At 59.7% G+C, this 23899-nt stretch carries 25 protein-coding genes; 15 read left to right on the top strand and 10 right to left on the bottom strand.

Features of this window, described 5'->3' with window-relative positions; all coding sequences use genetic code 11:
- Positions 1 to 236: 236 nt before the first annotated feature.
- The 9 genes from AC2A6O_RS06230 to hypD all read left to right on the top strand — a co-directional run bounded on the left by AC2A6O_RS06230 (position 237) and on the right by hypD (position 8139).
- Complete coding sequence (locus tag AC2A6O_RS06230; RefSeq protein WP_498926163.1) at positions 237 to 2117, top strand: NAD(P)H-dependent oxidoreductase subunit E; 1881 nt, start codon at positions 237 to 239, stop codon at positions 2115 to 2117.
- Positions 2114 to 2842: a 2Fe-2S iron-sulfur cluster-binding protein gene (locus AC2A6O_RS06225; RefSeq protein ID WP_498926162.1), complete on the top strand. Its 729-nt coding sequence runs from the start codon at positions 2114 to 2116 to the stop codon at positions 2840 to 2842. The genes AC2A6O_RS06230 and AC2A6O_RS06225 overlap by 4 nt, the downstream gene beginning before the upstream one ends.
- Complete coding sequence (locus AC2A6O_RS06220) at positions 2839 to 3408, top strand: NADH-quinone oxidoreductase subunit B family protein (protein ID WP_498926161.1); 570 nt, start codon at positions 2839 to 2841, stop codon at positions 3406 to 3408. Before AC2A6O_RS06225 ends, AC2A6O_RS06220 begins: the two co-directional genes overlap by 4 nt.
- A gap of 11 nt (positions 3409 to 3419) precedes the next feature.
- A complete protein-coding gene (locus tag AC2A6O_RS06215; RefSeq protein WP_498926160.1) occupies positions 3420 to 4862 on the top strand; it encodes a Ni/Fe hydrogenase subunit alpha in 1443 nt (480 codons plus the stop codon).
- A gap of 218 nt (positions 4863 to 5080) precedes the next feature.
- The gene (locus tag AC2A6O_RS06210) at positions 5081 to 5539 is read left to right on the top strand and encodes a hydrogenase maturation protease (protein WP_498926159.1); all 459 of its coding nucleotides are present in this window, start codon (positions 5081 to 5083) and stop codon (positions 5537 to 5539) included.
- Entirely contained in the window at positions 5532 to 5873 is a 342-nt protein-coding gene (gene hypA / locus AC2A6O_RS06205; RefSeq protein ID WP_498926158.1) for a hydrogenase maturation nickel metallochaperone HypA, read from the top strand. Before AC2A6O_RS06210 ends, hypA begins: the two co-directional genes overlap by 8 nt.
- On the top strand, positions 5873 to 6706 hold the full coding sequence (hypB, locus tag AC2A6O_RS06200; protein WP_498926157.1) for a hydrogenase nickel incorporation protein HypB: 834 nt from the start codon (positions 5873 to 5875) through the stop codon (positions 6704 to 6706). The genes hypA and hypB overlap by 1 nt, the downstream gene beginning before the upstream one ends.
- A gap of 12 nt (positions 6707 to 6718) precedes the next feature.
- Entirely contained in the window at positions 6719 to 6988 is a 270-nt protein-coding gene (locus AC2A6O_RS06195; RefSeq protein ID WP_498926156.1) for a HypC/HybG/HupF family hydrogenase formation chaperone, read from the top strand.
- Positions 6985 to 8139: a hydrogenase formation protein HypD gene (gene hypD / locus AC2A6O_RS06190; protein ID WP_498926155.1), complete on the top strand. Its 1155-nt coding sequence runs from the start codon at positions 6985 to 6987 to the stop codon at positions 8137 to 8139. Before AC2A6O_RS06195 ends, hypD begins: the two co-directional genes overlap by 4 nt.
- A gap of 473 nt (positions 8140 to 8612) precedes the next feature.
- Here hypD and AC2A6O_RS06185 read toward each other — a convergent pair whose 3' ends face one another.
- Both AC2A6O_RS06185 and AC2A6O_RS06180 read right to left on the bottom strand, forming a co-directional pair.
- Complete coding sequence (locus AC2A6O_RS06185; protein ID WP_498926154.1) at positions 8613 to 9089, bottom strand: SRPBCC family protein; 477 nt, start codon at positions 9087 to 9089, stop codon at positions 8613 to 8615.
- Positions 9090 to 9182: 93 nt separating this feature from the next.
- Positions 9183 to 9746 carry a glutathione S-transferase family protein gene (locus AC2A6O_RS06180; RefSeq protein ID WP_498926153.1) on the bottom strand — a complete coding sequence of 188 codons (564 nt, stop codon included), beginning with the start codon at positions 9744 to 9746 and terminating at the stop codon, positions 9183 to 9185.
- Positions 9747 to 9866: 120 nt separating this feature from the next.
- Between AC2A6O_RS06180 and AC2A6O_RS06175 the strand changes: the two genes are divergently transcribed.
- Positions 9867 to 10211: a winged helix-turn-helix transcriptional regulator gene (locus tag AC2A6O_RS06175; protein WP_498926152.1), complete on the top strand. Its 345-nt coding sequence runs from the start codon at positions 9867 to 9869 to the stop codon at positions 10209 to 10211.
- A gap of 538 nt (positions 10212 to 10749) precedes the next feature.
- On the opposite strand, the gene AC2A6O_RS06170 is transcribed toward AC2A6O_RS06175, so the two are convergent.
- The 8 genes from AC2A6O_RS06170 to AC2A6O_RS06135 form a co-directional block, all read right to left on the bottom strand.
- On the bottom strand, positions 10750 to 11028 hold the full coding sequence (locus AC2A6O_RS06170; protein ID WP_148582779.1) for an amphi-Trp domain-containing protein: 279 nt from the start codon (positions 11026 to 11028) through the stop codon (positions 10750 to 10752).
- Positions 11025 to 12389 (bottom strand): metallophosphoesterase, encoded by a 1365-nt coding sequence (locus tag AC2A6O_RS06165; RefSeq protein WP_498926151.1) that lies wholly within the window; start codon positions 12387 to 12389, stop codon positions 11025 to 11027. Before AC2A6O_RS06165 ends, AC2A6O_RS06170 begins: the two co-directional genes overlap by 4 nt.
- 14 nt (positions 12390 to 12403) lie before the next feature.
- On the bottom strand, positions 12404 to 13105 hold the full coding sequence (locus AC2A6O_RS06160) for a histidine phosphatase family protein (RefSeq protein ID WP_498926150.1): 702 nt from the start codon (positions 13103 to 13105) through the stop codon (positions 12404 to 12406).
- Positions 13102 to 14202 (bottom strand): HprK-related kinase B, encoded by a 1101-nt coding sequence (locus AC2A6O_RS06155; RefSeq protein ID WP_498926149.1) that lies wholly within the window; start codon positions 14200 to 14202, stop codon positions 13102 to 13104. Before AC2A6O_RS06155 ends, AC2A6O_RS06160 begins: the two co-directional genes overlap by 4 nt.
- On the bottom strand, positions 14199 to 15089 hold the full coding sequence (locus tag AC2A6O_RS06150; protein ID WP_498926148.1) for a GAK system ATP-grasp enzyme: 891 nt from the start codon (positions 15087 to 15089) through the stop codon (positions 14199 to 14201). The genes AC2A6O_RS06155 and AC2A6O_RS06150 overlap by 4 nt, the downstream gene beginning before the upstream one ends.
- The gene (locus AC2A6O_RS06145; protein ID WP_498926147.1) at positions 15082 to 16716 is read right to left on the bottom strand and encodes a phosphotransferase; all 1635 of its coding nucleotides are present in this window, start codon (positions 16714 to 16716) and stop codon (positions 15082 to 15084) included. The genes AC2A6O_RS06150 and AC2A6O_RS06145 overlap by 8 nt, the downstream gene beginning before the upstream one ends.
- Positions 16709 to 17128 (bottom strand): NUDIX domain-containing protein, encoded by a 420-nt coding sequence (locus AC2A6O_RS06140; RefSeq protein ID WP_498926370.1) that lies wholly within the window; start codon positions 17126 to 17128, stop codon positions 16709 to 16711. The genes AC2A6O_RS06145 and AC2A6O_RS06140 overlap by 8 nt, the downstream gene beginning before the upstream one ends.
- Before the next feature lie 248 nt (positions 17129 to 17376).
- Positions 17377 to 18246, bottom strand: a complete 870-nt coding sequence (locus AC2A6O_RS06135; RefSeq protein ID WP_148582772.1) for a MurR/RpiR family transcriptional regulator — start codon at positions 18244 to 18246, stop codon at positions 17377 to 17379.
- Between the two features lie 149 nt (positions 18247 to 18395).
- On the opposite strand from AC2A6O_RS06135, the gene AC2A6O_RS06130 reads away from it, so the two are divergent.
- The 5 genes from AC2A6O_RS06130 (at position 18396) to AC2A6O_RS06110 (ending at position 23728) form a co-directional block, all read left to right on the top strand.
- Positions 18396 to 19172, top strand: coding sequence for an N-formylglutamate amidohydrolase (locus AC2A6O_RS06130; protein WP_498926146.1), 777 nt, complete (start codon positions 18396 to 18398; stop codon positions 19170 to 19172).
- Positions 19165 to 19761 (top strand): TRAP transporter small permease subunit, encoded by a 597-nt coding sequence (locus AC2A6O_RS06125; protein WP_498926145.1) that lies wholly within the window; start codon positions 19165 to 19167, stop codon positions 19759 to 19761. The genes AC2A6O_RS06130 and AC2A6O_RS06125 overlap by 8 nt, the downstream gene beginning before the upstream one ends.
- Positions 19761 to 21101 (top strand): TRAP transporter large permease, encoded by a 1341-nt coding sequence (locus tag AC2A6O_RS06120; protein ID WP_148582770.1) that lies wholly within the window; start codon positions 19761 to 19763, stop codon positions 21099 to 21101. Before AC2A6O_RS06125 ends, AC2A6O_RS06120 begins: the two co-directional genes overlap by 1 nt.
- 116 nt (positions 21102 to 21217) lie before the next feature.
- Positions 21218 to 22267 (top strand): TRAP transporter substrate-binding protein, encoded by a 1050-nt coding sequence (locus tag AC2A6O_RS06115; protein WP_148582769.1) that lies wholly within the window; start codon positions 21218 to 21220, stop codon positions 22265 to 22267.
- A 93-nt stretch (positions 22268 to 22360) separates the two neighbouring features.
- Positions 22361 to 23728: a glutamine synthetase family protein gene (locus AC2A6O_RS06110; RefSeq protein WP_498926144.1), complete on the top strand. Its 1368-nt coding sequence runs from the start codon at positions 22361 to 22363 to the stop codon at positions 23726 to 23728.
- The last annotated feature ends 171 nt before the right edge of the window (positions 23729 to 23899 follow it).

Here is a 23899-nt window from a genome sequence, read left to right as displayed (position 1 = left end):
GATTTTATGCAAGTTGATTTTCCTCAAAGACGTTGTCCTACAAGTCTGTGAGCGTGAGGTAGCCGGTAAATTTCACAAGTTTGTTGCGGCTCGTTGCCATTATGCGCGACAGGCCTGTTCGGCTTCAAATCGATTTAGGGCGGGGCGCAACACCAGCCAGTCGGTTGCTGATGGAACAGCGCATTTTCTGTGCCGGCTCGGGTGCAGTCAGCTTTGGGTATCAGAATGGAGGGGCCATGGAAAACGGGCACAAGACCGGAAACGGGGTCTCGACGGCCATCTGCGGAACCGCACCTGTTCCCGCCGAAGAGATAGACGCGATCTGCGCGCAATTCGGCAACGACAAGCATCGCATGCTCGATATCCTGCGCGACGTGCAGGATCGCTACCGCTGTATTGCCCCGGCAACCATGGACCATATCGCCGCTGCCACCGGTCTCACCCGGATCGAGGTGGAGGGCGTTGCCAGTTTCTATTCCTTTCTGTCATTGAAGCCGAAAGGCCGCATTACCATCCGGCTGTGCGACGATATCGTCGATCGTTTTTCCGGTCTGTCCGACGTTGCCTGTGCCTTTGAAGAGGTGCTTGGGGTGAAGGTGGGCGAGACCAGCAATGATGGCGCCTTTTCGCTGGAATACACCCCTTGCATCGGCATGTGCGATCAGGCGCCGGCCGCGATGGTCAATGACATCGTCCTGACGAAGCTGACACCGGAAACGGCGCGCAGTGCCGCACAGGCGCTGAAGGCTGGCCAGCGTCCGGAGCAGCTGATCAGTGAACGGTTCGAGGCGCTGACACCCACTGAACGCGCTCTGCATATGGTCGACAACAACATCCGCCACGCAGGCGAGGTGTTGCTCGCTCCGGTGCCGGAAGACGCCGGACTTGCCAAGGCGGCCACAATTACCCCGACGCAGATCATATCCGCGATTGAGGAAAGCGGGTTGCGCGGCTGTGGCGGCGCGGGCTTTACCACCGGGCGGAAATGGCGTTTTGCCGCCAGCGAGCGCGCTGAAAAGCATTTCGTCATCTGCAATGCCGATGAAGGCGAGCCGGGCACCTTCAAGGACCGAGTTCTCCTGACCGAACGGCCGCATCTGCTGATCGAAGGCATGACGATTGCGGCAAGAGCCGTCGGGGCGCGCGAGGGCATTCTTTATCTGCGCGGCGAATATGTCTATCTGCGCGAACTCCTGCATCAGGTGCTGGAGGAAAGGCGCCGTCGGGGCCTGCTCGGCACGGACATTCTGGGCGTGAAGGGCTTCGATTTCGATATCCGCCTGCAGCTCGGCGCGGGCGCTTATATCTGCGGTGAGGAAGGTGCGCTCATCAGCTCCTGCGAGGGCCTGCCGGGCGAACCCAAGACGCGGCCGCCGTTTCCGGTCAACCGCGGGTATCTCGGGTATCCGACGGTGGTCAACAATGTGGAGACCTTCTGTCATGCCGCCCGTATTCTCGACAAGGGTGCGGCCTGGTTCAATGCGATGGGCCTGGAAGGGTCGCACGGCACGAAGCTGTTCTCCGTCTGTGGCGATTGCCTGAACCCTGGCATTTATGAACTGCCATACGGGCACACGGTCTGGGAACTGCTGGCGATGGTTGGCGGTGAGGATGCGGCTGCCGTGCAGGTCGGCGGGCCGAGCGGCACGATGATTGCCCGCGACAGCTTTCACCGCAAACTGACCTTCGACGACCTTGCAACTGGCGGGGCGATCATCGTCTTCAACGGCGAGCGCAACGTTCTGGAGATCGTCGAATATTACATGTCCTTCTTCGTGCATGAGAGCTGCGGCTATTGCACGCCCTGCCGGGTCGGCAACGTCTTCCTGCAGAAGGCGATCCAGAAGTTCCGCAAGGGCCTCGCGAACCCGGAGGATATCGACTACCTCAAGGATCTCTCCGGAACGATCATCGAAACCAGCCGCTGCGGCCTCGGCATGACGTCGCCTAATCCGGTTCTCACCACCTTGAAGAATTTCCCGCTGGTCTATTCGGCGGTGATCAAGCCGAGCAAGGACGGCATTCGCGACACGTTCGACATCCAGTCGGCCATCGACGGAGCACGCAAGATCGCCAAGCGCCGCTCCTATATCTTCGACAAGGATTTCACCCAATGAGCGGCACGAAGAGAGAGACTGGCTTTACCTTCACCATCGACGGAGTGGAGATCACCGCTTATGCGGGCCAGACCATCATGGAAGCTGCCGACGAGGCCGGGGTTTATATTCCGCGTCTGTGCGACCATGAAGGCCTGCGCCACCAGGGCAGTTGCCGGGTGTGTACGGTGAAGGCAGGCGGGCGCAGCGTGGCGGCCTGTACGCAACCGGCGGCACCCGGGCAGGCGGTGGAGAACGAGACCCCGCATCTGACCAAGATGCGCCGGGACCTGGTGGAGATGCTGTTTCACGAGGGCAATCACCTTTGCCCGATCTGCGAAGCCAGCGGCAATTGCGAGCTTCAGGCCATGGCCTATCGGCTGGACATGACGGAAGCCACCAAGTTTCCCTATCTCGAACCCTGCCGGGCGCTGGATGCGTCTCATCCCGATATCGCGCTGGACACCAACCGCTGCATTTCCTGCGGGCGCTGCATCCGCGCTTCCCAGGATGTCGATGGCAAGGGGGTGTTCGGCTATGTCGGCCGCGGCATTCACCGGCGGGTCGCGGTCAACGGCGAGAACCTTGCCGACACGGATGCGCAGGTGAGCGATCACGCCATTTCAGCCGAAGTCTGCCCGGTCGGCTGCATCATCCGCAAGCGCGTGGGCTTTGCCGTTCCCATCGGCGAGCGGGAATTCGATCATGGGCTGATCGGTCATGACATCGAGGAGAAGCGCAAATGAGCGAGCTGCCCAAGGCCAGGATCGCGACCGCGTCTCTTGCCGGCTGTTTCGGCTGCCACATGGCGATCCTGGATATCGACGAACGCCTGATCGATCTGATGCAGCTTGTCGATGTCGACCGGTCTCCGCTGACCGACAAGAAGCGCTTCACCCAGCGTTGCGACATCGGCATCATAGAGGGCGGCTGCTGCAACGAGGAGAACGTGCATGTGCTGCATGATTTCCGCCGCAACTGCGATGTGCTGATCGCGCTCGGTCAATGTGCGATCATGGGCGGCCTGCCGGCCATGCGCAACGCGATCATGCATTCCGACGCGCCGCTGCGCGAATGTCTGGACGAGGCCTATATCACCGGCAAATACATCCGCAACACCACCCACAACGTGCCCAACGACCCGGCGCTGCCCTTGTTGCTGGACGAGGTCTATCCCTGTTCCCAGGTGGTGGAGATCGACTACCAGATCCCGGGCTGCGCACCGAGCGGGGACATCATTTTCGACACGCTTTCCAGGCTGCTGACCGGCAAGTTCCGGGGCTTCGAGCGTGACATGATCAAGTTCGACTGAGGGCGATCACAATGGCTGAACCCAGACTGATTGAAATCTCCCCCGTCACCCGTGTGGAAGGGCACGGCAAGGTGACCATCCATCTCAATGCGGACAACGAGGTGGATGAAGCCCGGCTGCATATCGTCGAATTCCGCGGCTTCGAACGCTTCATCCGCGGGCGGCTGATGTGGGAAGTGCCGGTGATCGTGCAGCGGCTTTGCGGCATCTGCCCGGTCAGCCACCATCTGGCGGCGGCGAAAGCCATGGACATGATCGCGGGGGTCGACCAATTGACGCCGACGGCGGAAAAGATGCGCCGGCTGATGCATTACGGCCAGGTGATGCAGTCCCACGTTCTGCACTTCTTCCATCTGGCGGCGCCCGATCTTCTGTTCGGCTTTGGTGCGCCTGCGGAAAAGCGCAACATCTTCGAAGTGATCAAGGAAAATCCGGAACTCGGCAAACGCGCCATCCTGATGCGCAAATACGGTCAGGAGATCATCGAGGCAACGGCGGGCAAGAAGGTGCACGGCACTGGGGCCATTCCGGGCGGCATCAACCGCAATCTACCCATCGAACGGAGGGATCATTTCCTCGCCACGGTGGATCAGATGATCGAATGGTCTCTGGATGCAGTGAAGCTGGCCCGGGACTATACGCTCGAACATGAGGACCTGGTCGCTGAGTTCGGCTCCTTCCCGTCCAACTACATGTCGCTGGTACGCGAGAGCGACGGCGCGCTCGATCTTTATCACGGCAATCTGCGCGCGCTCAGTTCCACCGGTGACATGATCTTCGATCAGGTGCCTTACACCAAGTATCATGAGCTGATCGTGGAAGACGTGCGCTCCTGGTCCTACATGAAATTTCCCTTCATCAAGTCGCTTGGACCGGACGCAGGTTGGTACCGGGTCGGGCCGCTGGCGCGCATGAACACTGCAAGCTTCATCGACACGCCTCTTGCCAATGCCGCCCTGAAGGATCTGAAAGCCGTCACCAGCGGAACACCCAACAATTCCACGCTGGCCAATCACTGGGCGCGCATGATCGAGGTTCTGCATTGCGTGGAAAAGATCAGGGAGCTGCTGAACGACCCGGATCTGCAAGGGACGGATCTGATTGCCAAGGGCGATCGGCGCGAGGAAGGCATCGGAGTGATCGAGGCACCGCGCGGCAACCTCATCCACCATTACAAGGTCGATGAGCATGACCAGGTCACTTATTGCAACCTGATCGTCTCCACCACCCATAACAACGAGGGCATGAACCGGGCGGTGAAGGATGTCGCGATCAAGCATCTGTCCGGCAAGGAGCAGATCACCGAGGGCATGCTGAACCATGTCGAAGTCGCGATCCGCGCCTACGACCCGTGCCTTTCCTGCGCCACCCACGCCCTTGGCCAGATGCCGCTGCAGGTGGAATTGTTCAATGCGGACGGTGCGCTGGTCGACAGCCAGACGCAGTGTGTTTGAACGTGGGGGGATAACGACATGACAGCCTCTCCTTCAGTCATCCTGGACGCAGCAACGCAGAGATCCGGGATCGGAGAGCCGAATACTCTCTTTCTGGAAATGAATTCCGGAGAGATGTGTGGCTCCCCGATCCCGGCTCGCGCTGCGCTTGGCCGGGATGACGATGGAGAGAATTTGTGTGCGGCAAGGTTTTATGTGCCTGAAAAGAGGATGTCGTCATGCTGCTGATCGGCTACGGCAATCCGGGGCGAGGGGACGACGGGCTTGGGCCGGCCTTGTCCGAAGCCGTTGCCGCGCGCGATCTTCCGGGGCTGGAGGTCGATACCGATTATCAGCTCGTTGCCGAACATGCGTTGGCGGTTTCTGGCCATGATGTGGTGATCTTCGCTGATGCGGAAATCGGCGGGGACGGGGCTTATTCCTTCCGGGAGATCGCACCGGGCGCACCGGAAGTGCTCGGCAGTCACAGCCTGGTTCCCGAAACCGTGCTCGCCCTGTGCGAAACCCTTTACGGCGCTACGCCGAAGGCCTTCGTGCTGGGGATCTCCGGCTATGAGTTTGGCGAGGTGAAGGAAGGCCTTTCTGCGAGGGCTGCCGCCAATCTGGCGGAAGCCGAGGCTTTCTTTCTGGACTGGCTGCAAACAGCGGCTCACCAGAGGGAGGCTGCCGATGCATGAAATGTCCCTTTGCGAGAACATCCTCGACATTTTGAAGGACCAGGCGGCGAAGGACAGCTTCACCAGGGTGAAGCGGGTTGCCGTCGACATCGGGCCTTTGTCCTGCGTCGAACCCGAAGCGCTGAAGTTCGGCTTCGACGTCGTCATGAAGGGCTCGCTGGCGGATGGCGCTGTGCTGGAAATTTCCAGGCCTTCAGCCGAAGCGCTGTGCCTGTCCTGTTTCAAGACCGTGCCAGTGACGGGGCGGTTCGATTGCTGCCCGGAATGCGGTTCCGAAGCCCTGCAGGTCGTCAGCGGTGAAGAACTGAAGATCCGGGAACTGGAGGTGGTTTGATGTGTACGGTATGCGGATGCAGCGGTTCCCATGAAAAAGACCATGACCCTCATCATGGGCATTCTGACGCGTATGGGCGCACACACGATGTCGGTCATGTCCATTTCGGCGAGAGCGAAGCCGGTGGGGCTGTGCCGGGCATGAGCCAGGCACGGCTGATCCAGATCGAAACCGATATTCTGGGCAAGAACAATTCCTATGCAGATCGCAACCGGGCCTTGCTGACTGCAAAAGGCGTTCTGGCGCTCAATCTGGTTTCCAGCCCCGGCGCAGGCAAGACAACGCTGCTTGTTGAAACCTTGAAGCGGATGGCAGGAAAGACCCCTGCCGCGGTCATCGAGGGCGATCAGCAGACGTCGAATGACGCCGACCGGATCCGTGAAACCGGTGCTCCCGCCATTCAGATCAACACCGGCAAGGGCTGCCATCTGGATGCGCATATGGTTGGCCACGCCCTGGAAAGGCTGCCGCTTGACGAAGGCGGAGTGCTTTTCATTGAGAATGTCGGCAATCTGGTTTGCCCTGCGGCCTTCGATCTCGGCGAAGCCTTCAAGGTGGTGATCCTGTCGGTGACGGAAGGCGAGGACAAGCCGCTGAAATATCCGGATATCTTTGCCAATGCCGATCTGATGATCCTCAACAAGACCGACCTTCTGCCGCACGTGGATTTCTGCGTCGGGGCGGCCATCAAGAACGCAAGGCGGGTCAATCGCAAGATCCAGGTCCTGCAAGTTTCGGCCCGCACGGGCGAGGGCCTTATCGGCTGGCTGGCATGGCTGGACGGTGCCCTGAAGATGCAGGTGGCGCACGCGCGCGGCCTTGCCGCGGAGTAGGAGGTCCGGTTCATGTGTCTTGCCATTCCCGCCAGGGTCGTTTCCATTGACGGCGACGCCATGGCAATCGTTGCCCTGGAGGGGATCCGCAAACCGGTCTCGACCGCTCTGCTGGAGGAGGTTGCCGTCGGCGACTATGTTCTCGTCCATGTCGGCTATGCCCTGCACAAGCTCAGCGAAGAGGAAGCCGAACGCACCTTGCAGCTGATGGCGGAAGCCGGCGTACTCGCCGAAGAGCTGGAGGATATGGCAGGCGAACCGGTGGCGGGGGCGGACGCATGAAATACATCAAGGAATTTCGGGACGGACAGCTGGCGGAAAAGCTTGCCCTTGCCATCCGGCAGGAAGCCGATCCGGATCGGCATTATCATCTGATGGAATTCTGTGGTGGTCATACCCACGCGATCTTTCGCTACGGGGTGCAGGACCTGGTTCCGGAAAATGTGGAGTATGTTCATGGGCCGGGCTGTCCGGTCTGCGTCTTGCCGGTTCGCCGTCTCGACGACGCCGTGGAACTGGCGCTGAAGGCGAACGTGATCCTGACCACCTACGGCGACATGATGCGCGTGCCGGGAACCAAGCAGAAAAGCCTCATCCGGGCCAAGGCCGAAGGGGCCGATATCCGGATGGTCTATTCGACCCAGGATGCGCTGCGGATCGCCCGGGAGAACCCGGAGCGGCAGGTGGTGTTCTTTGCCATCGGTTTCGAAACGACGACGCCGCCGACGGCGGTCGCGATCCTGCAGGCAGAGGCGGAGGGGCTGAAGAATTTCTCTGTCTTCTGCAATCATGTTCTGACGCCTCCGGCCATCGCCCACATCGTCAACGCTCCGGCGGAACCGGGCGAGCGACCGGTGAAGATCGACGGTTTCTTGGGTCCCTCCCATGTCAGCTCGGTCATCGGCTGGGCTCCTTATGAACCGGCGGCGCGGGACTTCAGGAAGCCGGTCGTCATTGCCGGCTTTGAACCGCTCGACGTGATGCAGTCGACATTGATGCTGATCCGTCAGATCAATGAAGGTCGGCACGAGGTGGAAAACCAGTACACCCGCGTCGTGACCCTGGAAGGCAATCGCAAGGCGCAGAGGCTGGTTGACGAAGTGCTGGAGCTGCGCCGAACCTTTGAATGGCGCGGTCTTGGATATGTTTCAGACAGTGCCTTGAGAATTCGGGAGGCTTTTGCAGCCTTCGACGCCGAAAAGCGTTTTGCCCTCAGCCCGAAGGAGTCGCGCGAGGTGAAATCCTGCGAGTGTCCGGCCATCCTGCGCGGGGTGAAGAAGCCGACCGAATGCAAGCTGTTTGGTACGGTCTGCACACCGGACAATCCGATGGGAGCCTGCATGGTGTCCTCGGAAGGCGCCTGCGCCGCTTACTGGAGCTACGGCCGCAAGCCTGAGGCGGTTGCGGCCACCGCCAAGGGCGCCGCAGCCTGACCAGCATCGGTCCACAGGCAAGAGTCCGCTCCGGCGTCTTCGGCACACCAAATCACGCCCCTTGTCATCCCGGTTTGGCGTAGCCAAGACCGGGATCCAGTAGACGCCAGCCTTTGCATCTCTGTGCGAGAGGGGCTTTCTTCTCCCGGCCGGAAATTGATTTCCGGATCGCTACGCGGCTTTCCCTTCCTTCTCCGGAGGGACGGCGACGGGTGGGGCAGGAAGTGTCGCTGGAGAGCCTGATTGGATACAGTCGACCCGCTGCGTCGCGGTAAGTCCGCTACGAGCCCATAGGCGACGTCAGTGCTTTGCGCAGCGAAGGTCCGGATCGAGCCCTATTTTGCCATTCGTTTCCAGGATGCCAACGACTGCTTTGAGCGCTGAGGTCTGCCGTTCGAACTCGAACCAAGCATCATGCAAGCTGCCGCGTCGAGCGGAAACCCGATGAACCCTCTTGTCGGCAGGAATCTCGGTCAAGCGCTCGAATGCGGCATGCCCGTGCCTTCGCTAAGGTAAGCGGCGAGACTGGTGGCGAAGAAGAAATCCCATCCCTGGTGGCAAATATCGTAACAATGAAGCTGGGGCGTCAGACCGTGATGCTCGAATTGTATCCGCGCGCCGTCTCCATCCGCAGAAATACGCCAGCGCAGTGTCGTGTCGAGCCATTCCTTTTCGATCTCTGCAGATTGCCCAGCCACGACGTGAAAGGCGTCGATACATTTCAACTCAACCAACGCGCCTGGAGACATCGCCAGCGCTTCGAACGTCCAATGGCCGTTGTTCGGTGGGAACTCCACCTTCACGGTGTCACCAATTGATGTCAGTACGCCATCCGTGTGGATAGTCCACCACCGGTCCATCTCTTCGCTCAAAGCTTGAAAGACTTGGTTTGGCGTTGCGCGGACGCTTATCGTCTTTTCGTAGCTCGTCTGATCTGCAATCTTAGTCATCACGCAGTTTCCTTCCAATGTTGAGGCTGAGTTTGCGGGTAGCCAGGCAACGCCTCGATAGCTGAGACCCAGGCGCCGGTACGCGGGTATTGCTCAAACAGAGGCCTCAGTCCGAACGTCCGGCCTGGTGTCGGCGACTCGTTGGAGGAGGCGTAATTCGGGGAATGCGACGGCGTCGGCCGCGCTAAATTGTTCTCCACCAAGACACGGCCCTGCCACAAGCATGTTCTCGATCCCTGCGAGTTCCACTCTTGCGATGTATGCGGACCTTAGAAGGTCAGGAGTCGCGGTACACGCGTTCTCGAAGAATATCGGGCTCAGAACATCGTTCACTGCGGTACGCAAATAGTCCGCGAACTCTGCCGTGCGCTGCCAGATAAGCGCCGCTTCATCTGAGGTTCGACCGAACAAGGGCGGGTCGGGATACGCTCTGTCGAGCCAGGCAAGTGAAGCAATCGAATCCCGGATCGTCACCGATCGATCGACCACCACCGGAACCGTTCCCCGTGGATTCACCGACAGGAAGGCCGCCGCCTTGTGCTCTCCCTCGGAAGCCTTGAGCACGACGGTTTCGAATGCGAGCCCTTTGATAGCCAAACCGAGTAGCACCCGCCACGGCCGGGGGGCGTCGCTGATCGTGTAAACCGTGATGGCCATGTCTCGTCCTCTTATCGTTAGGACGAAAATAGGCTACATGGTCGATAATCAAAAGTAGGCAGTATTTTTGTATATAGTATTGATATTGATACTAATGCTAGAAAATAGGGAGATCAGCAGATGCAAAAATCAGAAGGCTTCACGGCCGACGCTCCCCTTCCATGTCCCGCGCCGCTTGTGTTCAACATAATCGGCGGCAAGTGGAAGCTGTCCATCCTTCAGATCCTTATTTTCCGCGGCACAAAGCGGTTCGGCGAGCTGCGTCGCGAGATCGAAGGCGTCACTCAGACGATGCTCACCAATCAACTGCGTGCGCTGGAACAGGATGGCTTGGTTAACCGGAAGGTCTTTCCCGAGGTGCCGCCGCGGGTGGAGTATTCCGCAACGGCGGACGCCCGTGCACTCGAGCCGATGTTCAAGGCGATGCACAAATGGTGGGAGGAACGCAAGGCACCGAATCTTTAGGGAAATTAGCCGAGTGGACGGTCGGCGCTGCAAATTCGTTTGGTTCCGGAACTGGAAAAAAGTCTCCCGATCTGTCCGAAACATGAGGGCTCGCGCGTCCTTGGCATGAAGGTGTGCTTTCCAGGCGGCCTGACTGAGCAGCGATGGAGAAATAGCAACATGAGAGACCTTGCCGTTTTGACGTGTGTGACCCTCGACGGCTTAATGCAAGCACCCAGCGTGCCTGGTGAAGATCGTTCGAACGGCTTCGAACGTGGCGGATAGGCCGAGCCGTGCGAGACTGGCTGCACAGCGAAGCGTCAATAGAGGGGGACTTCAACTGATCGTTCGACAGGACGTTCTACCTGGAAATAGCCTAACGAAACAAGCGGACCTTCATCTGCTAGAAGCGAGAGTCCGCTACGTCCGTAGTACCGGCATCTGACGGCCAATCGTCTTCGTTGATGGAATGAACGGCGGCTTCGACGGGTTTCGTCGCAGCACGCTATCAGCGGGTGAATGTCGGATTTTGGCACATCTGGTTGGTCCGGGCCTGGCTTTACGAGCCGCCCTTCACCTTCAGCTTGCCGTTGTCCTTCTTGTCCTGGCCATCGTTGGTCCAGGTGATGCGAAGATCCAGGCGGGACTGGTCGTCTTCCGTGGTGGCTGTCACTCTGAGGGCAAGTAGGCCTTTCGGGTGCAGGGTAATCTCGCCGGTGTCATCGCCAAATTGCAGTTCACCCTTGGCGATGCCGCGCTTTATGGCGTCGAGCAATTTCTGGATCGATTTCTTGTCCTGCAGGGACTGGTGTCGGAAACGGCCCTTGCGTTCCATCATGACGACACCCCATGTTGCTGGAGGATATGCGCCGGGTTGAACAGCTTTGCATGAGGATAGTCCCGGCTGATCCCGAGAATATTGCCGTCAGGGCAGATGATCGTGGCCCCGGTGCCGATGCCCTCCAGCCCTTCAGAGCTTCGCGAATGCCGGTCGAGCGTGATGTCGGCTTCCAGATGTAACAGGCCGTGTTTGGACGTCAGTTCCTGGCCGCTGTGCCGGTTGACGTGTCCCTGCACCAGCATTCTGATGCCAGCAAGGTGGAGATCGTCAACGCCGGTTTCGGTCAGGGGATGGTCGACGTCCCGGTATTTCGTGCGCATCAGGTTGGCGATGGTGCCGGAATAGAAGACGAAGGGGTCTTTCCGGCTTTCCTTCCGGAAGCGGCGGTTCACGTGGGCAACGCCTTTCGCCGAGATCTGGGCGGCCATCTGGTCGTCGATACCGGCATGCACGAACAGCAGCGAGCCGCTCTGGTGGACTGCCTTGAGGCTTTGAAAGAACCAGGCGTAGCGACCACCCGGCTCAACGAACAGCTCCCGGCACTTGAGTGCGGCAGCGTAAAGCTGACGAATGGTGAGGCCGACCTCGGCGGCATGCTCCGCGAACTTGTCGGTCTTCTTCTTGAGGCGCTGCATTTCCTTGCGAATGGCCGCGTCGCTCAGATAGCGGGAAGCGACCTTCGGAAACTGTCTGGTCCATTTCTTTCCCGGAACCATCAGCGAGAAGCACGTCTCTTCATCGGGCAGGGTGTCGAGATCCGTTGTAGCGTCGACATAGCGGTCATGAACTTCCTTCAGAAGCGGCATCACCTTCTTGCCCATGCGCACGAACATATGGGCGTTGAGTGAGCTGCGCTTCACGGTCAGGGCTTCAAGGCCAAGGTAAAGACGCAGATCGTGGTTGCCGGCGAGGAGGATGACGTCGGCGCCGGTTTTCAGCAGCGCACCGAGACTGTCGAGGAGGTCCAGATTGCTCGGGCCCTTGTCCAGGCAATCGCCGCCGATGATGACCTGGCAGCTCCGCCCGAAGGGTGTCAGGTGGAAGTCGGTCAGGCCGCCGCCAGTGCGCTGGATTGCGCGGGCCGCCGTCAGGGACCTCAACAGGCTTTCCGCGTCGGCATGAAGGTCGGAAATGAAGATCACCGGCCTGTCCGGCCAGTCCCACGGGCCAAGGGCATTTGCCCGGGCAAGACTGCCGACAACACAGCGGGAGGCGTTTCGGGTTCCTGGCCGGTCAAACGGCAGGCTCTCAACCGGCGCCAGCGGCCAGGGAACGCAGCTTTCCGGCAGTCCGAGATCAATGGCCTCGGCCTTATCCATCGGCGGCAGAAGCGGGGTCAGTGGCAGATGGGTCATCATGGCAGCAATCCGGTTCAATCCGTTGCGGTTTCAAGTGGCTGGCGCTGTTTCCAGGCGCCGCCGTGGTGCGCCCAGGTGCCGTCGCGCTCCAGCTTCAGGACGACGGGACGGGCGTGGTGCATGCTGAGCTGGCGGATCTGGTCAAACGCCAGAACACCAAGGCAGTGGGCGGCATGGCGCATGGACGCGCCGTGTCCAACGAAGATCCGCGCATTGGGTCCGGCTTCGTCTTTCAGGTCCGCCATCTTCTGCTCGATGAAAGCAGCCACGCGCTGCCCGGCATCCATCAGGCTTTCCGCGCCCTGGACCGGCAGTCTGTGATGGCTGTTCGATTTCCAGTCTCCCGGCAGCGGTGCGGTGCGCGGGTCGTCTGCGATCACCTGCTCGATTTCCGGAAGGGTCAGGTTGGCAAGGGCACCGACGCTGCGTTCGGCAAGAGCTTCGTCCTCGGTGATCGTGACGTCAAAGCCGAGGGTTTCGCCAAGCGACTGACCGAGAAGCGCTGCCGTCTGCCAGGCCCGGAGTTGGCGGGAGCACAGGATTTCCGGTGCCAGCCGGAAGCCGTCTTGCCCCGCGATGGCCGCAATTTCGGTGCCTGCCTCTTGTGCCTGCGTCTTGCCTGTATCAGTCAAAGCGTATGGCTGCAGGGCACTGGGTGTGCCCGGCTTTTGACGATAGGCGCCATGACGCACCAGAATGGCAAAACGGAGCGTCATGGTGTTTGCCCCAGAAGATCCGCACCAGCCTGGAACAGGGCGTCGAAATCAATCAGTCCCTTTATTTCCCACACTTGAACGCCTTCAAGCGCTGCCAGATAGGCCTGCGTGTCCAGCGGTGTCTTCATCGGCCAGAACGGACCTTGCGGGGTTTGATAGAACGGGCCGGGGTTTTTCATGATTGCCGACAGGAGATCCGGTCGGTCTTTCAGGTCGATCTTGCTGACTTCGGTTGCCTCGGCACTGTCGCGAGACCAGTTCAGCACCCAGAAATCGGTCAGGCGGGCATCGTGGGAGATGCGGCCGGGGCCATAGATGTCATCGATGAAGAGGTCGTATTTTTCTTCCAGGTGCCAGAGCTCGTCCGGCTCCAGGTTGCGGAGTTCCTCTTCGCGTTCTTCGTCGATGAGACCGGTGAGCCGGGCATTGGTGACGATTGTGCCCGGGTTGATGCGCGGCAGTTTCGGAATGCCGAGCGCATCGGTGCTGTTGCCAGCATTGTGTACCAGAAGGCGGTCGTTGGTGACGTATTGCGTGCCGCTGAGTTCCATCAGCCGCAGCATGGAGGTGGACTTGCCACCGCCGGACAGGCCGGAAATCGCAAGCCCCTTGTTGGGCGTGCGGACGGCCGCCGCATGGCAGGCGACCCAGCCCTGTCGCTGGAAGTGGTTGAGAAACTGGGTGTTGATGAAGTTGATCACCTGGTTGGGGTGATCGTCCGTCGGTCCGAAGGCAATCGCCCAGTTGGGAGTTTGCAGGAACTGCAGGCCGGTGCGGACCTTGAGGATCAGGCGCCCGTTTTCAAGGTCGCAGATGGCATCCTTGCGGCCGGATTTTCCCGTTTCCCTTTCCCAGTCGGTATATTGCGGGTCGAAGGGCAATTCCGCCGGACCAAGCACGTGGACGATCCGGTCCGGTGTGCTCGGTGCGGAAATCACATGCTGAAAATAGCGCAGCAATTCGGCCAGAAGCGCCGGGGATTTACACCGCACTTCAACCACATGGCCACCGACCGTGAGGCACACCGGATCGCAGTTCTGCGTTTCCTTTTCCGGCGAAAGGGCGTCGACAATGTCCTGAACGGTAATGCCGGTCATCCGCGCACCTTTTCAATTACATGGTTGGCATAAAGCGTGGCAGCGTCGATGCCGGCGCCTTCCAGGGCACCCTTGAAGCCACCGAAAGCCGAGACTTCGAAGACGATGGGTCCCGCGTCCGTCAGACCGACGTCGACAGTGGTGAAATCGAGATCGAAGGGGGCCTGCGCGCGGCGCGCCAGTTCGATCAGTTCGGCATCGGCTTCGAAGGGTTCGTATTTGCCGCCGTGAAGGATGGTCGTATTCCAGCTGTCGGTCTGGGCCACACGGGCATAAGTGCCCAGATAGGTCCCGCCAAGAAACACCATGCCGAGATCCCTGCCGGACAGGTTGACCTTCTGTTGCAGATACATGACCGGGTTGTCGGCCTTGAAGGCGTCGATCTTTTGCCGGAGGGCGGCTTCGCCCTCTGCTGCATCCATCAGCGTCATGCCGCGTGCCTTTGTCGAAAACAGCGGTTTGAAAACAGCGCCGCCGAACCTCTGAACCGCGGCCAGGGCGTCTTCTGCGTTTTCGGTCACGCAGGTTGCGGGCATGGGAATGCCGGCATTCGCCAGGGTTACGGTGCAGCTCAGCCGGTTGACCAGGCCTAGAATGGATCTGGTGCTGGAAAAGACCCTGGCGCCGGCACCTTCGGCAACGCGCAGCATCTCCAGCCGGTCCAGTGTTGCCGGGCTGTAGGTCTGGCTGATCTTCTTGACCACGATACCGTCGAGGCCGCAAAGGTCAGTCTGACCGGCGACGAGCGCCTTCTTGTCCAGGTCCAGAACGACATCGGCCATGTCGACCACGCAGCGGTAGCCGGTTTGCGCTTCCAGGGCATCCGCCAGAACTTCCGTCGACCATTTGCCGGGAATGCCGACAACTGCGATCCTGAGGTCAGTCAACGAAGATCTCCTTCATCTGCAGCCGGAACCGGGCCTCGGCGCCGGGCGGGCAGGCAAGCGCTTGTTCGATCAGGTATCGGGCCCGCAGCCACATGCGCCGCGCATGAGACTTGTCCAGGATGAACCGCGTCGATGTGGCAAAGGACCGGGCAAGGCCGAGCGCCAGCCGGAATTCGAATGTGTCGTCGCCCTGTTTGCGGGCGAACGCCCGGACGGACTTGTAGAAGGCAAGCGTGACTTCGCTGATCCGGCGGCGTGTTTCCCGGTCGAGTGCCTGAAGCCGATAGGTCGAGACCATGAAAACCGAAACGTCCTGGACGTAGTCCATGTAACGGGAGCGACGCAGGTCAATGAAGTGAATCCGGTTTTCGCCTGGATCGTAAAGGATGTTGTCGACGTTGAAGTCGCCGTGGATATAGACGGAAAAAGGTGCGGTGACCTGGGCCTCGCGGGCGGCTGCTTCGTCGATCAGGCTGTCGATGGAAGGCAAGGTCTCACCGGCGAAGCGGATGCCGGTATTCCTGAAGTGCGGATGAACCCTTCGCACCTCCTCAAGGCGCTTGCCAAGCTGCTGCATGCTGCCCAGTTCTGCCGGTTCCGCTGTGCGCGTCTGTTTCCATATGTCCTTCAGGGTGCGCGAGAGGCTGGTGAGTGCCCTGTCCCGCAAGGCGTCGCCTTCGTTCAGCATGATGTGTTCGAAGGTCAATCCGGGTAGATGTTCAATCAGAAGCGCTGCCGACTGGTTGCGCTTTTGGTAGGAGAGGATTTTCGGCGCCAGGCCCGGATAGATCGAATGCCAGCTTTTCACGCCCTGGCGCTCTTCCTTGACCTTGCTCTTGTCGCCATCCTTGAAGACGGCTGCAACCGTTTCGGTCTTCTTGTCCTTGATGGCGGAGATCGAACTGCCCGACCGGGTTTCGGCGAGCATTTCGATGGTGAGGTCTTCGCGTGCGGTTCCCAGATCCGACATCAGGTTCTGCAGGGTGAAATAGCGCTCGAAATTGACCGCCTGGCCAATGTTGGCGGAAATCAGCGCTTCGCTTATGGATCGCAGGGCTTCGCCCATGCGCTGAAACTCGCTGGCAACAAGCAGGCTGTTGGCGATGTCGGCGGGCGAACGGTCCGGGTCGCGCATGCCGCGCGTGTAGACCTTGAAAAGCTTGCGGTAGTCAGCCTCGATCTTGTTCTGAAGTTGCCCAATTTCGATGGCTTTTTCGCTGTCTCTGCTGAGGAGTGTTTCCTCGATCCGCGCGACACCTTCGCGAACCCGGTTGACAATCACCGGATAGCGACGGGGCTCCAGGGTGGCGAAGGTCTCGATGCATTCAGCATGGCGCAAAGACTGGCGCACCAGATTTGCTATGCGCAGAAGGTCTGTGGCGACAAACTCCAGGCTTCGCAAGGCAAGGTGCTTGCGGTCGGTCTTGCCGGCTCCGGCCATCTGCTGGACACAGGCCGCCAAAATCCGGCTTTTCAGATTGTGGGCATAGCCGGCCCGGTCCGTGATCCGCCGCGCCGTGGCAGCCGCCGGTTCCTTGAAGAAAGCTTCAAGCTGTATGAGCTGACCATCGATTTCCGCGCACAGAAAACGGATATTCTCCCGGATGGTCTTTGGGGCATTAATCATTATAGGGTCCGAGATAGACTTCGGGCTCCCGCGTACAGCCAAGTGAAAACAGTTTTGTGACATAAAGCGGACGTAGCTGTTGAGCGTCTTCAAAGCCTATCCAGCGTGTCCCGACCTGATGCGGGTCCGGATGAGGCCCCAGAACCGGTTCGTAGTCTTCCGAAACACTGCAGGCGAAGATGAAGTCGAGCTGGTGCTGATAGTCTTTCGCCGTCTGTTTCCGCCGATAAACTTCCGCCACATACATCAGATGCGATACGGTGATTTCAGCGCCGATTTCTTCCGCGCATTCCCGCTTCAAACAGGCTTCAAGCGTTTCACCCGGGTCCTGTTTGCCGCCGGGCAGGGTAAAATAGCGGCCCTTGACGGGATGACGCTTGTCTTGCACCAGCAGCCGATCGCCCTGCCGGATAAAGGCGCGTGGTGTCGAACGGATAACGGGCCGGAAAACGGCACCTTTCGGGGGCGCGTCACTTGCGATGGATCTCGCTCCCTGTTCAGGCCTGCCGGTTCAGGGCCTGCCGGACCGGCTGGCGCAGCTTCAGTCAGGGGCCCGCTTCCATGGTCAGCAGGGCCGTGATGGTGGCGAGTATAGGTGAGTCGTTTCCGGCGAGCGAACCGATCTTCGATCGTGCATGGTTCCGGCCGGTTCGTGCCTGGTCAGATATCCGGTCCCATGGCGCGGCCCTCGGTTGAGGGATCGATGTCGTTGCGCAGTTTCTCCAGGGCGCGCATGCGTTCCTGGGCGCATTTCTGGTTTTCCCGAGTGACCCCGGTGATGAGCACTTCGGCAATCGCCATGAGTGCCAGGGATGAATCCCAGGGGGAGGGAACAGCGACGCGCGCAGGCAAGACGAAACTGGCGATACGGCCGACGGGGGACATCCAGCTATCGGTGACAAGCGCCACCGTGGCCCCTTGGCGGGCAGCTGCTTCGGCGAACTGGATGATTTCAGCCTGATAGCGCCGGATGTCGAAGACGACGACCACATCCTTCTGGCCGATGCCGATGAGCTGGTCGAGCCAGTTGCCCTGCTGTCCGGCGACATGGTTGACGTTGGCCCTTACGATCCGCAAATGCGCCGCCATGTAGCGGGCGAGGCCATCGGTAAAGCGGCCGCCGATCAGATGCACATGCTTGCGCTCGTCCGACAGCAGCTTGATGAGGCCGGTGAGTTCACCCTTCGGCAGGTGTGCAAACGTCTCGCGCACATTGTCCAGAAGCTGGCTGACGTGCGGATCGCCGACAGGGTTCTCCTCCATGTTGGCGCTGCGTGCCAGCGGTGAATTGAGCTGGCTTTCCAGCTCGCCGCGCAGCTTGCGCTGGAACTCGGCAAATCCGGGGAACCCCAGGCGGCCGACAAAGCGCAGGATGGTGGGGGAACTGACCCCGGCGGCCTCTGCAAACTGTGCCACGGTGCCCAGGCCCTGCATCGGGTAATTGGCCAGCAAGGCATGCGCCGCCTTCTTTTCCGTCGCGGTGAATTCGTCCAGACGGTCGCGAATATCTTCCACAAGAGGACGTTCCATGGGCGTCGGCCTTTATGACGGTCCGCGGCGCCGATTTTCATTTGACAGCCGCTGCAATCTGCGTATCAAATATTACAGAAGTTATCAAAGTCGGCAATCCTGTAATAAACATTACAAAATCGCAGGGCCGATCTTTCAGGGAGTTGGGAATGGGTTTGAATCCCCAGACCGGAGGCATGGCGCGGGCTGTCGCCGTTGAAAATGCGGAGGGAGCGGGGCCTTTCGTTTTTGTATGCGATCACGCATCCAACTTCTTTCCGCCTCCCTATGACACATCGCTCGGTATCACCGACGCGGACAAGATCGCGCATATCGCATGGGACCCGGGGGCGCTCGGTGTTGCCAGGGGGCTGGCCAAAAGCCTTGACGCTCCCTTGGTGCATACCACCGTTTCGCGCCTCATCATCGACTGTAACCGCGAGGAAAACCGGGCCGATCTGATCCCGTGCCTCAGTGAAACCACCCAGATTGCGGGCAACCAGAATCTGGCGGCCGATGAAAAAAACTTTCGTCTCGATCTGGCCCACCGGCCTTTTCACGATGCCATCGACAAGGTGATCAGCCAACGGCTCGAAGGCGGGCTGCCGACGGCAGTGGTCTCTATCCACTCGTTTACCCCGGTCTACAAGGGCGTGTCCCGGCCCTGGGAAATCGGCCTGATCTATGACAACGACCGGCGCCTTGCGGATCCGGTTCTGGCGGCGCTGAAGGGACGGGGAGACCTGACCGTTGGCGACAATGAGCCTTATGCGCCGTCTGATGGTGTCTATTACACCATCCGCCGCCACGGCGAGGACCGCAAGTTGCCGTGCCTGATGATCGAAATCCGCAATGACGAAGTGAAAACGCCGGAAGAAGAAGCGCGTTGGTCCGCGTTGCTGGCGCCGGTTCTGCGCGCGGCGGCCGAAGGAGGGCTGAATGCTTAAGGTCGCACGCATTTATGTCCGGGCCGTGGACGGTTTCAATCGCAGGCTTGGCAAGGCCGTCATGTGGGGTCTCTTCGTGATGGCCGGCATTCTGCTGTGGTCGTCCGTTTCAAAGACGTTTTTCAGTCCGTCCATGTGGACCCTGGAAATGGCGCAATTTGCCATGGTCGCTTACTATGTTCTGGGTGGGCCCTATTCCATCCAGCTCGGGTCCAATGTGCGCATGGATCTGTTTTATGCGGAATGGAGCGTGAAGAAGAAGGCCTGGTTCGACGCCTTCACCGTGCTTTTGCTGATCTTCTATCTGGGCGTCCTTCTTTACGGGGCGCTCAATTCCTTTGCCTATTCGCTTGGCCATTTTCAGCAGGACCCCTTCACCTTCTACAAGGACCTGATCACTGCCTTCCTCACTGGCGGGCCGGAAGCCGCGCGGGAACAGATGGGTTACATCGAGCGCAGCCCGACCTCATGGCGGCCTTATCTGTGGCCGGTCAAGCTCATCATGATCATTGGTTTTTTTCTGATGTTGCTGCAGGTCTTCGCTGAATTCCTGAAAGATATCGCCCGGATCAAGGGAGAGACGATCTGATGTCCTATGAGATGATCGCTCTTCTCATGTTCTCGTCGATGATGCTGATGCTCCTGACGGGGCAGCGTGTCTTCGGCGCCATCGGTGCGATTGCCGCCATTGCTTCCCTGGCCCTTTGGGGCACGGGTGGCGGTGACATTCCGTTCTCGGCAGCCATGAAGCTGATGAAGTGGTATCCGCTGCTGACGCTGCCGATGTTCATCTTCATGGGTTACATCCTGTCGGAGACCAAGATCGCCGACGACCTCTACAAGATGTTCCATGTCTGGATGGGGCCGATCAATGGCGGGCTGGCCATCGGCACGATCCTGCTGATGGTGCTGATCTCCGCCATGAACGGCCTGTCGGTGGCCGGAATGGCCATCGGGGCAACCATTGCCCTGCCGGAGCTGTTGAAACGCAAATACGACAAGCGCATGGTCACGGGGGTGATCCAGGCGGGCTCCTCCCTTGGCATTCTGGTGCCACCTTCCGTGGTTCTGGTGCTTTACGCCATGATCGCGCGGGCACCTGTCGGCCAGCTTTGGCTCGCCGGGGCGGTTCCGGGGCTGATGATGGCTGCACTGTTCATCATCTACATCGCCATTCGCTGCCGCCTTCAGCCATCACTTGGTCCGGCCTTGCCGGAAGACGAGCGGAATGTGCCCAGGGCAGAGAAGTACCGTCTGTTGCTGGCCGGTCTGCTGCCTATCATCATTTTCGCGGCCATGATGGTGCCCTTCGTGATGGGCAAGACCAGTCTTGTGGAAGCGTCCGCCGTCGGCGCGCTCACCGCGCTGATCGCCTCCATTTTGCGCCGCCGTCTGACGCTGGACATCCTGACCCTGTGTCTGAAGAACACGCTCGGCATTTCCTGCATGTTCATGTGGATCATTCTGGCGGCCCTTGGCTTTGGCGCCGTCTTTGACGGGCTCGGGGCGGTGAAGGCGATTGAAAGCCTGTTCACAGAACAGCTCGGCCTGTCGCCCTGGATGATCCTGATCCTCATGCAGCTGTCGTTTCTGGTGATGGGCACCTTTCTGGACGACACGGCAATGCTGGTGATTGTCGCTCCGCTTTATGTGCCGCTGGTCGGGTCTTTGGATCTGGGCATGCCGCGCGGCGACATCCTGATCTGGTACGGTGTTCTTTATACGATCACCACCCAGATCGCCTATATGACGCCACCCTTTGGCTACAACCTGTTCCTGATGCGCGCCATGGCGCCCAAGGACATCTCCATGCGCGATATCTACGGCTCGATCCTGCCGTTCGTTCTGGTGATGATCCTGGCGCTCGTGATCGTGATGCTTTTCCCGGAAATCGCTCTTTGGCTGCCCAATCTGGTCTATGCCAAGTAGGGGGCACCGGGACAATAAAGAAAAGTCTGGAGAAAACAGACACTGACGCGCGGCAACATACAGAACCGGGAATCCGGCTTGCCGTTTGGACCGCACATTCACATAGGGGAACTATGATGACCAATAGACGTGATTTTCTTAGAAAAGCCGGGCTCGGCACGGCTGCCGCCGCCGGTGCCTCCACTCTGGCAGCTCCGGCTGTCCTTGCCCAGGAGCCCATCAAGTGGCGTCTGCAGACCTATGCCGGCGGCGCGCTTGGCGAGCAGGTGACGAAGCCCATGGTGGACTACGTCAACAATGCCTCCAACGGTGAACTGCAGATCGAGCTTTACTACGCCGATCAGATCGTCCCGACGGGCGAATTGTTCCAGGCGCTGCAGCGCGGCACAATCGACGCCGTGCATTCGGACGATGACTCCATGGCCTCGCCGACCCCGCTGCGCCAGTTCGGCGGGTATTTCCCGTTCGCGACCAAGCATATTCTGGATGTGCCGGTTCTCTTCAACCAATACGGTCTTGCCGACATCTGGCGCTCCGAATACGAAAAAGTCGGCGTTTCCTGGATTTCCTCTGCCGGGCAGGACCCGTGCAACTTCAACACCAAGAAGGAAATCAAGTCCGTTGCCGATCTGGAAGGTCTGAAGCTCTACACCTTCCCGACCGCCGGCCGGTTCCTGTCCAAGTTCGGCGTTGTTCCGGTCACCATTCCGTATGAAGATGCGGAAGTGGCTGTGCAGACCGGCGAACTGGACGGCATGGCCTGGTCCGGTATCACCGAAGACTACACGGTCGGCTGGGCGGATGTGACCGATTACTTCCTGACCAACAACATTTCCGGTGCCTGGATCGGGTCCTGGTTCGTCAACCAGAAACGCTGGGCGGATCTGCCGGATCACCTGAAGCAGCTTGTTCTGGCGGCAACCGAAGCCAGCCATACCTACCGGAACCAGTGGTACTGGGGTGGCGAAGCGCGCCTTCGGGCCCGGGGTGACAAGTTGAAGCTGCGCACGGTTCCGGCCGCCGAATGGGCGCAAGTGGAAGATGCCGCCAAGGACTTCTGGAAACAGGTCGCCGAGGAAGGTGAACTCCAGGCCAAGATCATCTCGATCTTCGAGGAATACAACCAGGTCATCAACCAGGCTGGACCTCCCTACAACTTTGGCTAACACCAATGCTCACGGGCTCCGGGGAGGTTTGTCTCTCCGGGGCCTCTTTTGCCGATTGTTCCTCTCGAGATTTAGACCAGCGGAAAACACCATATGTCCGGGAACCTGACCTTTGATGCCCTCAAATCCCTCGTCGCCTCCGGCGAGATCGATACGGTGCTTGCCTGTATCGTCGACATGCAGGGGCGGCTGATGGGCAAGCGGTTTCATGCCCAGCATTTCGTCGACAGTGCCTATCACGAGACCCATTGCTGCAACTATCTGCTGGCCACCGATCTGGAGATGTACACGGTCGAAGGCTATGCGGCGACGAGCTGGTCGGGCGGATATGGCGACTATGTCATGAAACCGGATCTCGGCTCCCTGCGGCGGGTGCCGTGGCTTGAGGGTACCGCCATGGTGATATGCGATATCCTCGACCATCACACCCACGAGGAAGTGCCGCATTCACCGCGTGCCATGCTGAAAACGCAGGTGGCACGTCTCGGCGAGCTTGGCCTGACGCCGATCATGGCGACCGAACTGGAATTCTTCCTGTTCGAGAAGAGTTTCGAGGATCTGCGCAAGGACGGCTACCGTAATCTGGAGCCGATCTCCGGCTACAACGAAGATTATCATATCCTGCAGACCACCAAGGAAGAGGACGTGTTGCGCCCGGTGCGTAATCACCTCTACGCGGCCGGCATTCCGGTGGAGAACACCAAGGGGGAAGCCGAAGCGGGGCAGGAAGAACTCAACATCAAATATGCTCCGGCTCTCGACACGGCCGAATATCACACCATCGCCAAACATGCGGTGAAGGAAATTGCCTGGGCAAAGGGACGCTCCGCATCGTTCCTGGCCAAGTGGCATCATTCGCGTGTCGGCTCCTCGTCCCATGTACACCAGTCGCTGTTCGACACAGACGGCAACAACGTCTTCGTGGATGCCAAGGGCGAATACGGCATGTCACAGATAATGCGCCACTACATGGCCGGGCTGATCAAATATGCGCCGGATTACACTTATTTCCTGGCGCCCTACATCAACAGCTACAAGCGCTTCCAGAAGGGCACCTTCGCGCCGACCAAGACCGTGTGGTCGGTCGATAACCGCACCGCCGGTTTCCGGCTCTGCGGTGAGGGCACCAAGGCTCTGCGTGTGGAATGCCGTATCGGCGGGTCCGACCTCAATCCCTACCTGGCGCTGGCGGTTCAGATCGCCGCCGGCATCAAGGGCATGGAAGAGAAGCTGGAACTCGACGCGCCAACCACCGGCGATGTCTATGATGCGCGCAAGGCCAAGGAAATTCCGCACACCCTGCGCGATGCACGCGAGACCTTGCGCAAGTCGAAATTCCTGCGGGAAGCCTTCTCCGATGCGGTCATCGACCACTATGCCCGCGCTGCCGAATGGGAGCTGGAGGAGTTCGATCGCGTGGTCACCGATTACGAAATTGCCCGCGGTTTCGAGCGGGCATAAGAGGCGAAGAAGCACCATCCGCTCACCTCATCCTGAGGAGGACCGCAAGGCCCGTCTCGAAGGATGGGCCACTTGCTCAAGAGTGTGCGGCCCATCCTTCGAGACAGCGCTGAAGCGCTTCCTCAGGATGAAGGATCGGATGAAAGCACTTCAGGAATAAACAGAGCCAAC

Source organism: Labrenzia sp. ATLA3, from assembly GCF_057180185.1.
This window is presented reverse-complemented; position numbering and strand designations above follow the sequence as displayed.

Coding starts and splice junctions, on each gene's coding strand:
- AC2A6O_RS06230 (WP_498926163.1), top strand. CDS start 237: ATGGAAAACGGGCACAAGACCGGAAACGGGGTCTCGACGGCCATCTGC.
- AC2A6O_RS06225 (WP_498926162.1), top strand. CDS start 2,114: ATGAGCGGCACGAAGAGAGAGACTGGCTTTACCTTCACCATCGACGGA.
- AC2A6O_RS06220 (WP_498926161.1), top strand. CDS start 2,839: ATGAGCGAGCTGCCCAAGGCCAGGATCGCGACCGCGTCTCTTGCCGGC.
- AC2A6O_RS06215 (WP_498926160.1), top strand. CDS start 3,420: ATGGCTGAACCCAGACTGATTGAAATCTCCCCCGTCACCCGTGTGGAA.
- AC2A6O_RS06210 (WP_498926159.1), top strand. CDS start 5,081: ATGCTGCTGATCGGCTACGGCAATCCGGGGCGAGGGGACGACGGGCTT.
- hypA (WP_498926158.1), top strand. CDS start 5,532: ATGCATGAAATGTCCCTTTGCGAGAACATCCTCGACATTTTGAAGGAC.
- hypB (WP_498926157.1), top strand. CDS start 5,873: ATGTGTACGGTATGCGGATGCAGCGGTTCCCATGAAAAAGACCATGAC.
- AC2A6O_RS06195 (WP_498926156.1), top strand. CDS start 6,719: ATGTGTCTTGCCATTCCCGCCAGGGTCGTTTCCATTGACGGCGACGCC.
- hypD (WP_498926155.1), top strand. CDS start 6,985: ATGAAATACATCAAGGAATTTCGGGACGGACAGCTGGCGGAAAAGCTT.
- AC2A6O_RS06185 (WP_498926154.1), bottom strand. CDS start 9,089: ATGACTAAGATTGCAGATCAGACGAGCTACGAAAAGACGATAAGCGTC.
- AC2A6O_RS06180 (WP_498926153.1), bottom strand. CDS start 9,746: ATGGCCATCACGGTTTACACGATCAGCGACGCCCCCCGGCCGTGGCGG.
- AC2A6O_RS06175 (WP_498926152.1), top strand. CDS start 9,867: ATGCAAAAATCAGAAGGCTTCACGGCCGACGCTCCCCTTCCATGTCCC.
- AC2A6O_RS06170 (WP_148582779.1), bottom strand. CDS start 11,028: ATGATGGAACGCAAGGGCCGTTTCCGACACCAGTCCCTGCAGGACAAG.
- AC2A6O_RS06165 (WP_498926151.1), bottom strand. CDS start 12,389: ATGATGACCCATCTGCCACTGACCCCGCTTCTGCCGCCGATGGATAAG.
- AC2A6O_RS06160 (WP_498926150.1), bottom strand. CDS start 13,105: ATGACGCTCCGTTTTGCCATTCTGGTGCGTCATGGCGCCTATCGTCAA.
- AC2A6O_RS06155 (WP_498926149.1), bottom strand. CDS start 14,202: ATGACCGGCATTACCGTTCAGGACATTGTCGACGCCCTTTCGCCGGAA.
- AC2A6O_RS06145 (WP_498926147.1), bottom strand. CDS start 16,716: ATGATTAATGCCCCAAAGACCATCCGGGAGAATATCCGTTTTCTGTGC.
- AC2A6O_RS06135 (WP_148582772.1), bottom strand. CDS start 18,246: ATGGAACGTCCTCTTGTGGAAGATATTCGCGACCGTCTGGACGAATTC.
- AC2A6O_RS06130 (WP_498926146.1), top strand. CDS start 18,396: ATGGGTTTGAATCCCCAGACCGGAGGCATGGCGCGGGCTGTCGCCGTT.
- AC2A6O_RS06125 (WP_498926145.1), top strand. CDS start 19,165: ATGCTTAAGGTCGCACGCATTTATGTCCGGGCCGTGGACGGTTTCAAT.
- AC2A6O_RS06120 (WP_148582770.1), top strand. CDS start 19,761: ATGTCCTATGAGATGATCGCTCTTCTCATGTTCTCGTCGATGATGCTG.
- AC2A6O_RS06115 (WP_148582769.1), top strand. CDS start 21,218: ATGACCAATAGACGTGATTTTCTTAGAAAAGCCGGGCTCGGCACGGCT.
- AC2A6O_RS06110 (WP_498926144.1), top strand. CDS start 22,361: ATGTCCGGGAACCTGACCTTTGATGCCCTCAAATCCCTCGTCGCCTCC.